We start from the raw sequence: 9,752 nt of genomic DNA on the forward strand, positions 1-9,752 counted from the left end.
GCGGCCAGCAGATTTTTACAGGTCGCCAGCGAGTGGCTCCAGATTTACCCCCGCATTTAAAGCTAAGTTGTTTTCCACCCATTTGCACTGTTAATGACTGAATCAGGAACGAGGTAGATCATGTTGCGCATAGAAAAAAATTATTTAATGTGCTGCCTGTTTTTCTTATTTTTCTTTATTGGCTGGGGAAGTTGCTTCCCCTATCTCTCATTGTGGCTGACCGATACTATTGGTATTGACTCCGTCGATGTTGGCCTGGTCTATTCCTTTACCGCCATCATCTCGGTTTGCGTGCAACCGTTATTCGGTTTTATTTCGGATAAACTAATATTCCGCAAAAACCTGATGTGGTTACTGGCAATTATTATCACGCTATTCGCCCCCTGGTGGATCTATGTTTTCGCCCCGCTGCTAAAATATAATGTTATTCTCGGCGCTTTCGCCGGCGGCGTCTATATCGGCCTGGCGTTTGGCGCCGGCTGCGGTATCGCTGAAGCCTATATCGATAAGGTCAGTCGCATGACCGGCTTCGAATTTGGCAGAGCGCGGATGTTTGGCGGTATTGGCGCCGCCATCGGCACTTTTATGGCCGGTAAACTGTATGGTATTGATCAGAACTATATCTTCTGGATGGCCAGTTGCGGCGGGCTGGTGCTGTTGTTTGTCGTCTGGAAGACTAACCCGCGGATGGTCAATCAGCAGCCGCTGGCGCTGCCGCGCACCGCGCCGATCACCTTCAGTGATGTGCACGGCCTGCTAAAGATGAAGAAGTTCTGGTTCTTCGCGCTGTATATGGTCGGCGTCGGGGCGGTTTATGAAACCTATGATCAGCAATTCGCCGTCTATTACAGTCACTTTTTCAGCAGCAAAGCGCGCGGCGCTGAAGTATTCGGCTATCTGTATACCGCGCAAATCTTCCTTGATGCGCTGGTGATGTTCTTTTCGCCGTGGTTTGTCAATAAAATCGGCCCGAAAAACGCACTGCTCTACTGTGGCACCATTATGAGTTTGCGCATCATTGGCTCGGCTTTTGCCATCGGTCCAATCTCCATCAGTTTAGTGAAAATGCTGCATGGCTTTGAAAGCTCCGTATTGCTGGTCGCCGGATTAAAATATATTTCCGCTAATTTTAATCCATGGTTATCCGCCACGGTATTTTTAATTGGCTTCCAGTTTTCCAAAGGTTTCAGTCAGATATTTCTCTCCAGCGGCATTGGCCTGATGTATAAAAACATGGGTTTTACCGACAGCTATATCACTCTGGGCATTATCGCGCTGACTTTTACTTTAATTTCTGTTTTCACCCTTGCGCCGGCACGCGTTTTCGTCCAGCGCACAATACTGGCAAAATAATCCGGAGGTGGTATGTCTGAACTCTATTATGGCGTGGCCTATTATGATGAATATATGCCAGAGGAGCGACTGGAAAAAGATATTGAAATGATGCTGGCAGCCGGCATCAATGTGGTGCGTATTGCCGAATCGACATGGAGTACCCTTGAACCGCAGGAAGGGGTGTATAACTTCACACATATCGATCGGGTGCTGGCGGCGATGCACCGCGCGGGTATTCGGGTGATTATCGGCACGCCGACTTACGCCATCCCAGCCTGGCTGGCGAAAAAACATCCGGAGGTGATGGTTACCACCGCACAGGGGCAGGAGAAATATGGCCGCCGGCAAATTATGGATATTGTTAATCCTCACTTCCTGCGCTACGCCGAAAACATTATTCGTGTATTGCTGGCCCATGTGTACCAGCATCCGGCCATCATCGGTTATCAGGTCGATAATGAGACCAAGCATTACGATAACGTCGGTCCTGATATGCGCCGGCGCTTTATTGCCAGTCTGCAGCAGCGTTATCCGGATATTAGCGTCCTGAATGCCGATTTCGGTCTCGATTACTGGAGCAACCGCATCGATAACTGGGATGATTTTCCGCCGCCGGAAAGCACTATCAATGCCAGTCTGGGCTGTGCTTTCTCCACCTTTCAGCGCCAGATGGTCACGGAATATCTGGCATGGCAGGCCGGCATCGTCGCTGAATATGCGCGCCCCGGGCAGTTTATCACCCACAATTTTGATTTTGAGTGGCGTGGCCACTCCTACGGGGTGCAACCACGTGTCGACCACTTTGCCGCAGCTAAAGCGCTGAGCATCGCGGGCGTCGATATTTATCACCCTTCTCAGGCGCAACTGACCGGGCGTGAGATCGCTTTTGGCGGCGACCTCGCCCGCAACCTGAAACAGGGGGCTAACTATCTGGTGCTGGAGACCGAAGCGCAGGGATTTGCGCAATGGACCCCCTTCCCCGGCCAGCTGCGCTTACAGGCATTCAGCCATCTCGCTTACGGGGCGAAAATGGTCGCTTACTGGCACTGGCACTCGATTCACAACTCATATGAAACCTACTGGAAGGGACTGCTGAGTCACGACTTCTGCGCTAATCCGACCTACCTTGAGGCACAGACGATTGGCGCCGACTTCGCCAAAATCTCGGGCGCCGTAGCCGGGCTGCGTATTACTAATGATGTCGCCCTACTGGTTAACAACGAAGCGATGGATGCGCTGAACTGGTTTAAGCCTGGCGAGGCGCAGACCAATGTATATAACGACATTATCCGTCGATTCTATGATGCAATGTATGATGACAATATCGCCGTAGATATTATTAACGACATTGATGAGCACTGTAACCAATATCAGGCGATTATCATTCCGGCCCTGTACGCCGCGGATGAATCGCTGCTGACGCGGATCAATCGCTACATTGCCCAGGGCGGACGCGCGATGATCGGCTTTAAATCCGGTTTCAGCGATCGGCATGTCAAAGTACGTACCGAGGCGCAACCCGCCGTGCTCAGCGCCAGCTGTGGCGTCTCCTACAGCCAGTTTGTCTTACCGGACGATGTCACAGTGATGCCGATGGTTGACGGTATCAGCGGCGGCGAGGCGCGGCGCGTCGAGTTGTGGATGGAATTACTCACCCCAACCCGCGACAGCACCCGGGTGGTGGCAAACTATCAGCACCCCTTCTGGGGCCAGTATGCGGCCGTCACCGAGTCAGATTACGTTGCGGGTCGCGCGATGTATGTTGGCTTTCTGCCGGAAAAAGCATTTATCGCCGGGCTATTTGGGTGGTTATGTCGCGATCTGCAACTCGTCTCGCGCACCACTGCCCGGCAGTTCCCGCTAATTGTTCGCCAGGGTAATAATCGCGACGGCCAGCAGGTGCGCTTTATCTTTAACTACTCCGGCCAGCCGCTTGCTTATCATAACGATAACGCCGCCCGCTGCTTATTAAGCGGCAATAGCCTGGCTGCCGCTGAAGAGATCATCTTACCCCCGTGGGGATTACGTATTTTATTGATGTAAATCAGCCAGGTATAATGGCGTAACGAACCCGGTGCGCAGAGAGAGATGATGGACGTAAAATTTGATGACAGTGAGATGGTGAACTATTCGCCATTAATGAGAAGTTTTACCTTCAACGCCTATCTGGTCGCCGGGTTCACGCCGATCTCTCGTGGCAGCCAGCTTGATTTCTATATTAATCGCCCGCAAGGCATGAAGGGTTATATTCTCAACCTGACGCTGAAAGGCTGCGGACGGATAAAAGCTGGCGAACACTACATCCACAGCCAGCAGAATGAGATCCTGCTATTTCCGCCGGGCGTGCCCCATTTCTACGGTCGCGCTGAGCACAGCGATAACTGGGACCACCTGTGGATCTATTTTTTACCGCGGCCTTACTGGCTTGACTGGTTGCGCTGGGATATTAACCATCATGGCATCTCGCGCATGGTACTGCCGGATGCGGCAGCCAGCGCGGCGATGAAATCCCTGTTTTCAGAAGTGATTCATCATCATTCGCATGCCGAAACCCTGTCCGAAGCGATGGCCATGAATGCGCTGGAGCGGGTGATCTTATCCTGTTTTAAGGCGCAGCCAGTGAGTAACCGTAATGCCGCCGATCCGCGCATTAACACGTTATGCCAGTATCTGAACGACCATATCAGCGAAGATCTGAAAATTGACGATCTGGCGAAGCAGATCTTTCTTTCGCCTTCACGCGTCGCGCATCTGTTTAAAAGCGAAATGAATCAGACGATTTTTGCCTGGCGGGAACAGCAGCGGGTAACGCGCGCGCGCAGTTTATTACAAACCACCCATCTTTCCGTTAGTCATATCGCGCAAGCGGTGGGTTACGATGATTCGCTCTATTTTTCACGGATATTTCGTCAGCACTGCGGCATCAGCCCGCGGGAATACCGTAAGAAATTCGAGACTATGAATAGTCTGTGAGCGCACAAGGCGCCGGGGAAGAAACGGGCCGAAGGAAAATTTCCGGCCCATTGGATTACATCGCGTAGGACAACAGAATAGACGTTTTGGTATCAGTATGATCCGGCGCGGATTCCGGCGGATTCTGGTTCCAGGTGACGTTGTAAGCCAGTTTTAGCGAGAAGTGTTCGTTAATCGCTACCTGCAGACCGGTTTCGGAGTTGACGGTGGTATCGTCGCTACCCAGCACGGAAACACCCTGAATAAACTTGGTGTTATCTGTTAACTGCCAGTTATAGCTGACGGCGCCATAGGCCAGCGCTTCCGTATCATGGCCGCCTTCATGGTAATCGTCATAACGCACACCAGGACCCGCTTCCACACGCAGTGAATGCACCGGACCGTTCAGGATCTGACGACCGTAACCAGCGACGAAGATCGAACGACCATCGTAACCATTAAAACGATCGCTTAACCAGCTTGCCTGACCGAACAGGTAGTCGTAATCAGTCACATTATAACGCGAACGACCGCCAAGCTGATAAGTCTCAGAGGAGCGCTCATCATTGGAAGAGGCATTGGATGCGTTGCCCCACAGGCTGTATGCGGTTTTGGTCTGATACCACGTCATATTGGTCGCGGCGGTGGTGCTAGAGCTGGTTGTGTTACCGCTCTGAGCCAGATAACCCGCAGATGCACTCCCTTCGAACGGCTTCTTGGCGGTAGAAGGATCGTCCATGGTGGTGAATACATTGGTATCAGCCAAAGCCTGGTGACACAACACTCCCGAAGAGAGCAAAAGAACAACAGACAACTTTTTTAGCGCTTTCATTTAAATGTGACCTGTACGGCAGTTTTTAAAAGGATGAGTCTGAAGCGTTTTGAAAGACGATCAATGCAATTTACGGTAAGTTTTGTAAAAAAATATTAAATCGCTTTTTTTACTAAGCATCCGGAATGAAACGCTTCATTTATAAGAAACTTCTCATTAACGGCGCGCATTATAGAGGTTATCTGACCAACTTACAGCCGCTGATGAAGAAGAATTTTATTTTTGGCGGGCAACTGCCAGCGCCGCCCGCCCGATTATTACTGTTGTGGCGCCTGCGAAGCCAGTATTCCCGTGCCTTCCGGCAGCGTGGTGAAACGCGTCAGGATCTGGTGCCAGGTGTTGGCCGGGTTAAGATCGCTAAACTGTTGCGGGTAAATAAACTTCGCCAGATACTCAAGGCCGACGATGTTATAGGGATGGTTATAAAAATTGTGATACAGGCCGTAGAAGCGTCCCTGTTTCACCGGCTGCAACTGGGCAAAACCCGGGCGCTGCTTCATTTTATTAAAAGCGCTGTCCACCTGTTGCTGCGTGACACCGTAACCAAATGGCACCGCGGCATTATCTTTGCTCGCCCACTGGGAACCGGAAACAATGTAGGCATCAGGCTTCATGGCGATCACTTTTTCCAGAGAAACATCCCCTGTCGCCCCGGGCAGCAGTTGCGAGCCAAGGTTGGTCGCCCCGACCGCTTCAACCAGTGCGCCCCAACCAACATGGGCATGAGTAAAGCAGCAGGACTCAAGTCCACCCAGTCCGGCTTTCGCTTCAAAAAACACCCGTGGTTTCGGCTGCACATCGCGCACCCGGTCGAGGATCAGCTGGAAGTGCTGCTGATAGTAGTCCGTGTACTGCTGCGCTTCATTCTCACGATTAAGGGCTTTGCCGAGCAGCGTGATGCTTTTCGGCGCATCCTCTACCGGCTTCTGAAACGTATCGATAAACAACACCGGAATACCCAGCTGCTTTAGTTTGTCCAGCACACCGGTCTGCGTCAGCGAAGGTTTGGAGCGCAGTTGCGCCACCATTAAATCAGGACGTTCGGCAATAACGCTTTCAAGGTTAACTTCGCCTTTATCGCTGAAGCCCATATCAATAATTTGTTTGGCCTGCGGCCATTTTTTATCCATCAGCGCCCAGGTGACGCCGTCGCTCTTTTTCAGCAGGTTATTCCATGCCACCACCCGCTGAAAAGGATTCGCACGATCCAACAATGCCAGCGACAGAATATCGCGGCCGTCCTGCACCACCAGACGTTTTGGCTCCTGTTTCAGCGTCACTTGCTGGCCATCAGCATCGGTCAGGGTCAGCGGGTAATGGCTCGCCAGCACCGAGGAAGAGAAGGCCAGTAGCGAGGCCAGCGAAACCAGTTGCGTTGCACGTTGCACGTTGTGCTCCTTAAGGATCAGATTGTTAGCTGCGTGATAGTAATAATTATCAATTGCATTATCAAATCTACTTTATGGCTTATTAACCCCTTTTCGCTGAATCGACTATGCTAAAAATACTCGCGATAACAATGAGGTAAATCATGAGCTCAACATCCCTGACCCGTTATGTCGTTACATTTCATTACCAGGAAAAAGGTTTAACCGACCTGAATAAGCTGACCAGCACCATCACCGAAGCCGGTTTCTCGGCGACCCTGAATGATGACGAGGGTAAACCTCATGAGCTGGGCACCAACAGTTATGGCATTATCAGCGCGCTGGAGGAGGAAGAAATCAAACAGATGGCCGCCGGTTTCGCGGAAATCGCCCTCGGCGCACGTCCGGAAGTTGAGGTCCAGAGCTGGGAGGCCTGGCACCAACAGCAAAATTAACTGCGCGTCGGTGTAAATTCGTGCAATATCTGCGCACAACGCTGGATTTGATGAATATTTAAGCGTTAGAATTGACCTTACGCAGCGAAAAAGAGGAAAACCCAATGTGGTCAGCCATTAGTCGTCTGTTGAGTGAGCAATTAGGCCACGCCGAAATCCATCAGCGCACCGAGCTTCCGGGCGGCGATGTGCATCCTGCGTGGCATATTCGCTACGGTGAGTATGATGTGTTCGTTAAATGTAATCACCGTGACATGCTGGCGCTTTTCACCTGGGAAGCCGATCAGCTGGAACTGCTGGCGCGTAGCCAGACGGTACGCGTGCCGAAGGTGTATGGCGTGGGCAGTGACCGTGATGACAGTTTTCTGCTGCTGGAGTACCTGCCGATCAAACCTCTTGATGCCCACAGTGCGTGGCAGCTCGGTCAGCAACTGGCGAAGCTGCATCAGTGGAGCGATCAGCCGCAGTTTGGTCTCGATTTCGACAATAATATTACCACCTCGCCGCAACCGAACAGCTGGCTCCGCCGCTGGTCGGTGTTCTTCGCGGAACAGCGTATTGGCTGGCAGCTACAGCTGGCGGCGGAGAAAGGCATTCAGTATGGCGATATGGATCTGATTGTCGACTGTGTCCAGCGGGCACTGGCCGCCCATCATCCGCAACCTTCCCTGCTGCATGGCGATCTCTGGCCGGCGAACTGTGCAGGCAGCAATACCGGTCCGTGGATTTTTGATCCTGCCTGCTACTGGGGCGATCGTGAATGCGATCTGGCTATGCTGCCGTGGTTCGACCATTTACCGCCGCAAATTTATGACGGCTACCAGTCGGTGTGGCCGCTCCCCCATGATTTTCTACAGCGTCAGCCCATCTATCAACTCTACTTTTTACTTAACCGTGCCAATGTTTTCGGCGGCAGCTGGTTAGGTGAAGCACAGCGTGCGGTAGGCGCGCTATTAGATAAGGATGAACTGGGGCAACGGCAGGTAAGACCGGCCTGATAGCAAAGTATCAGGCCAGTGATTAATGGATAAATCCCAGCAGTAACAACAGAAAGTAACCGGCGATGGCGATAATAATCGGCAGGATATAGAGCGGGAAAATTTGCAGGAAAATGGTATGGCGCGGCACCACGATCTTCTCTTCCAGCTGCTGACGGCTTCGGCCATCAGTGCCTTTGGCATTCTCTAATATCAGCTGATCTTCAATCCCCTCCTTCAGATGACGCGACTGCCGCCACATCCGCGCGCCGGAGGTTTGTAACGCCAGCCCGACAAAGATCAGGATATAGATCAGCCAGAACATCACATTGGCCCCGCCATTAAAATCCGGCACCGGCGAATTGTGCCAGAACAGATTCAGAAACGGCGTGTTAAAGCGGATCATATCGACGATGACATGGACGAAATCGAGCATGACCGCGTCTATACCCGGCTTCTTTTCGCTGTGCTGAAACATAAAGCTCAGTAGTGAAATCATCGTCGACAACAGCGCCGGGATAAAAACAATCCAGCCGGCGATGCGCTTCAGGATGGCGACGTTGCCAGCTTGTTGATAAGTCATGGTTTCTCCTGGTCCCTTACATTTGCTGTCAGTCTACCCGTTGATGGAGAAAACTGCCTGCAAAAAAATCAATGCACGCATATTTTGCCGATCCCGACGCCTTTGTCATCCTTCAGCCCCCCCGGGCTTCATGCTAAGGTGTGACAAACTGTTAAATGGAGCCGTTGTATGCCTTATACCCGCCCCGTGCTGGCCGCAATTTTTGATATGGATGGTCTGCTGATTGACTCTGAACCTTTATGGGAACGCGCCGAGCTGGAGATTGTTGCCACCGTTGGCGTCGATATTTCGCGCCGCGATGAACTACCGGATACCCTCGGGTTGCGCATCGATCAGGTGGTCAGGATGTGGTACGAAACCCTGCCGTGGCATGGCCCGGATCAGGCTGAAGTTACCCGGCGGATTATCAACCGCGCGCTACAACTGGTGGAAGAATTACGCCCGCTACTGCCGGGAGTGGAGCATGCGCTACAGTTGTGTCGCGACAACGGCCTGAAAATTGGTCTGGCATCCGCCTCGCCGCTGCCAATGCTGGAACGCGTATTGCAGATGTTTAATCTGCGCCACTATTTCGACACGCTGGCCTCTGCCGAGGCATTGCCGTACAGCAAACCGCATCCGCAGGTTTATCTCAATGCGGCGGCCCAGCTGGGTGTTGATGCGCTGAATTGCGTGACGCTGGAGGACTCTTTTAACGGCATGATTGCCACTAAAGCCGCGCGTATGCGTTCGATTGTTGTGCCTCCTGCCGAATTGCGTGCCGACGCACGCTGGTCGCTGGCAAATGTACGCCTCGATTCGCTGGAGCAGCTGAGTCAGCACCATTTGCTGGGATTTCCCCTGTAAGGCCGGCATTAATGCCGCCCGTGCCAATGGTTTGCACTGCTGCCGTTATCGGGACGGGAGCCATTAATGGCTCCCCTACAGCAGGGGCCAGGTATTCCGCCGTAGGGGCGGGATTTATTCCGCCCGTATCAATGGTTTGCACGGCCGCAGCCATCGGGGCGGGAGCCATTAATGGCTCCCCTACAGCAGGGGATCAGATATTCTGCCGTAGGGGCGGGATTTATTCCGCCCGTATCAATGGTTTGCACTGCTGCCGCCATCGGGGCGGGAGCCATTAATGGCTCCCCTACAGCAGGGGGTCAGATATTCTGCCGTAGGGGCGGGATTTATTCCGCCCGTATCAATGGTTTGCACGGCTGCCATCATCGGGGCGGGAGCCATTAATGGCTCCCCTACAGCAGGGGG

At 52.6% G+C, this 9,752-nt stretch carries 9 protein-coding genes; 6 read left to right on the forward strand and 3 right to left on the reverse strand.

Annotated features, from left to right (window positions below; translation table 11 throughout):
* The first annotated feature begins 120 nt into the window (after positions 1-120).
* From JWF83_RS14615 to araC, 3 genes are read left to right on the forward strand one after another with little or no spacing between them, the layout of a single operon-like run.
* Positions 121-1,353, forward strand: a complete 1,233-nt coding sequence (locus tag JWF83_RS14615) for an oligosaccharide MFS transporter (protein ID WP_413651042.1) — start codon at positions 121-123, stop codon at positions 1,351-1,353.
* 12 nt (positions 1,354-1,365) lie between these two features.
* On the forward strand, positions 1,366-3,378 hold the full coding sequence (locus tag JWF83_RS14620) for a beta-galactosidase (protein ID WP_413651043.1): 2,013 nt from the start codon (positions 1,366-1,368) through the stop codon (positions 3,376-3,378).
* A gap of 45 nt (positions 3,379-3,423) precedes the next feature.
* A complete protein-coding gene (gene araC, locus JWF83_RS14625; RefSeq protein WP_413651044.1) occupies positions 3,424-4,308 on the forward strand; it encodes an arabinose operon transcriptional regulator AraC in 885 nt (294 codons plus the stop codon).
* Between the two features lie 55 nt (positions 4,309-4,363).
* Here araC and JWF83_RS14630 read toward each other — a convergent pair whose 3' ends face one another.
* Together JWF83_RS14630 and JWF83_RS14635 are read right to left on the reverse strand one after the other, a co-directional pair.
* Positions 4,364-5,119 carry a YdiY family protein gene (locus tag JWF83_RS14630; RefSeq protein WP_413651045.1) on the reverse strand — a complete coding sequence of 252 codons (756 nt, stop codon included), beginning with the start codon at positions 5,117-5,119 and terminating at the stop codon, positions 4,364-4,366.
* 257 nt (positions 5,120-5,376) lie between these two features.
* The gene (locus tag JWF83_RS14635; protein WP_413651485.1) at positions 5,377-6,489 is read right to left on the reverse strand and encodes an ABC transporter substrate-binding protein; all 1,113 of its coding nucleotides are present in this window, start codon (positions 6,487-6,489) and stop codon (positions 5,377-5,379) included.
* 161 nt (positions 6,490-6,650) lie between these two features.
* On the opposite strand from JWF83_RS14635, the gene ghoS reads away from it, so the two are divergent.
* Both ghoS and JWF83_RS14645 read left to right on the forward strand, forming a co-directional pair.
* Positions 6,651-6,941, forward strand: coding sequence for a type V toxin-antitoxin system endoribonuclease antitoxin GhoS (ghoS, locus tag JWF83_RS14640; protein WP_413651047.1), 291 nt, complete (start codon positions 6,651-6,653; stop codon positions 6,939-6,941).
* Between the two features lie 104 nt (positions 6,942-7,045).
* Positions 7,046-7,939: a fructosamine kinase family protein gene (locus JWF83_RS14645; RefSeq protein WP_413651048.1), complete on the forward strand. Its 894-nt coding sequence runs from the start codon at positions 7,046-7,048 to the stop codon at positions 7,937-7,939.
* Between the two features lie 22 nt (positions 7,940-7,961).
* Here the strand turns inward: JWF83_RS14645 and JWF83_RS14650 are convergent, their stop codons facing one another.
* Positions 7,962-8,501, reverse strand: coding sequence for a YniB family protein (locus JWF83_RS14650; RefSeq protein ID WP_413651049.1), 540 nt, complete (start codon positions 8,499-8,501; stop codon positions 7,962-7,964).
* 168 nt (positions 8,502-8,669) lie between these two features.
* On the opposite strand from JWF83_RS14650, the gene hxpB reads away from it, so the two are divergent.
* Complete coding sequence (gene hxpB / locus JWF83_RS14655; protein ID WP_413651050.1) at positions 8,670-9,347, forward strand: hexitol phosphatase HxpB; 678 nt, start codon at positions 8,670-8,672, stop codon at positions 9,345-9,347.
* Positions 9,348-9,752 lie beyond the last annotated feature (405 nt).

Source organism: Pantoea sp. B65 (genome assembly GCF_047308185.1).
Lineage (GTDB): Bacteria > Pseudomonadota > Gammaproteobacteria > Enterobacterales > Enterobacteriaceae > Erwinia.

Excerpts from the sequence above, each read along its gene's own strand:
- JWF83_RS14615 (WP_413651042.1), top strand. The coding sequence starts at position 121 with ATGTTGCGCATAGAAAAAAATTATTTAATGTGCTGCCTGTTTTTCTTA.
- JWF83_RS14620 (WP_413651043.1), top strand. The coding sequence starts at position 1,366 with ATGTCTGAACTCTATTATGGCGTGGCCTATTATGATGAATATATGCCA.
- araC (WP_413651044.1), top strand. The coding sequence starts at position 3,424 with ATGATGGACGTAAAATTTGATGACAGTGAGATGGTGAACTATTCGCCA.
- JWF83_RS14630 (WP_413651045.1), bottom strand. The coding sequence starts at position 5,119 with ATGAAAGCGCTAAAAAAGTTGTCTGTTGTTCTTTTGCTCTCTTCGGGA.
- ghoS (WP_413651047.1), top strand. The coding sequence starts at position 6,651 with ATGAGCTCAACATCCCTGACCCGTTATGTCGTTACATTTCATTACCAG.
- JWF83_RS14645 (WP_413651048.1), top strand. The coding sequence starts at position 7,046 with ATGTGGTCAGCCATTAGTCGTCTGTTGAGTGAGCAATTAGGCCACGCC.
- JWF83_RS14650 (WP_413651049.1), bottom strand. The coding sequence starts at position 8,501 with ATGACTTATCAACAAGCTGGCAACGTCGCCATCCTGAAGCGCATCGCC.
- hxpB (WP_413651050.1), top strand. The coding sequence starts at position 8,670 with ATGCCTTATACCCGCCCCGTGCTGGCCGCAATTTTTGATATGGATGGT.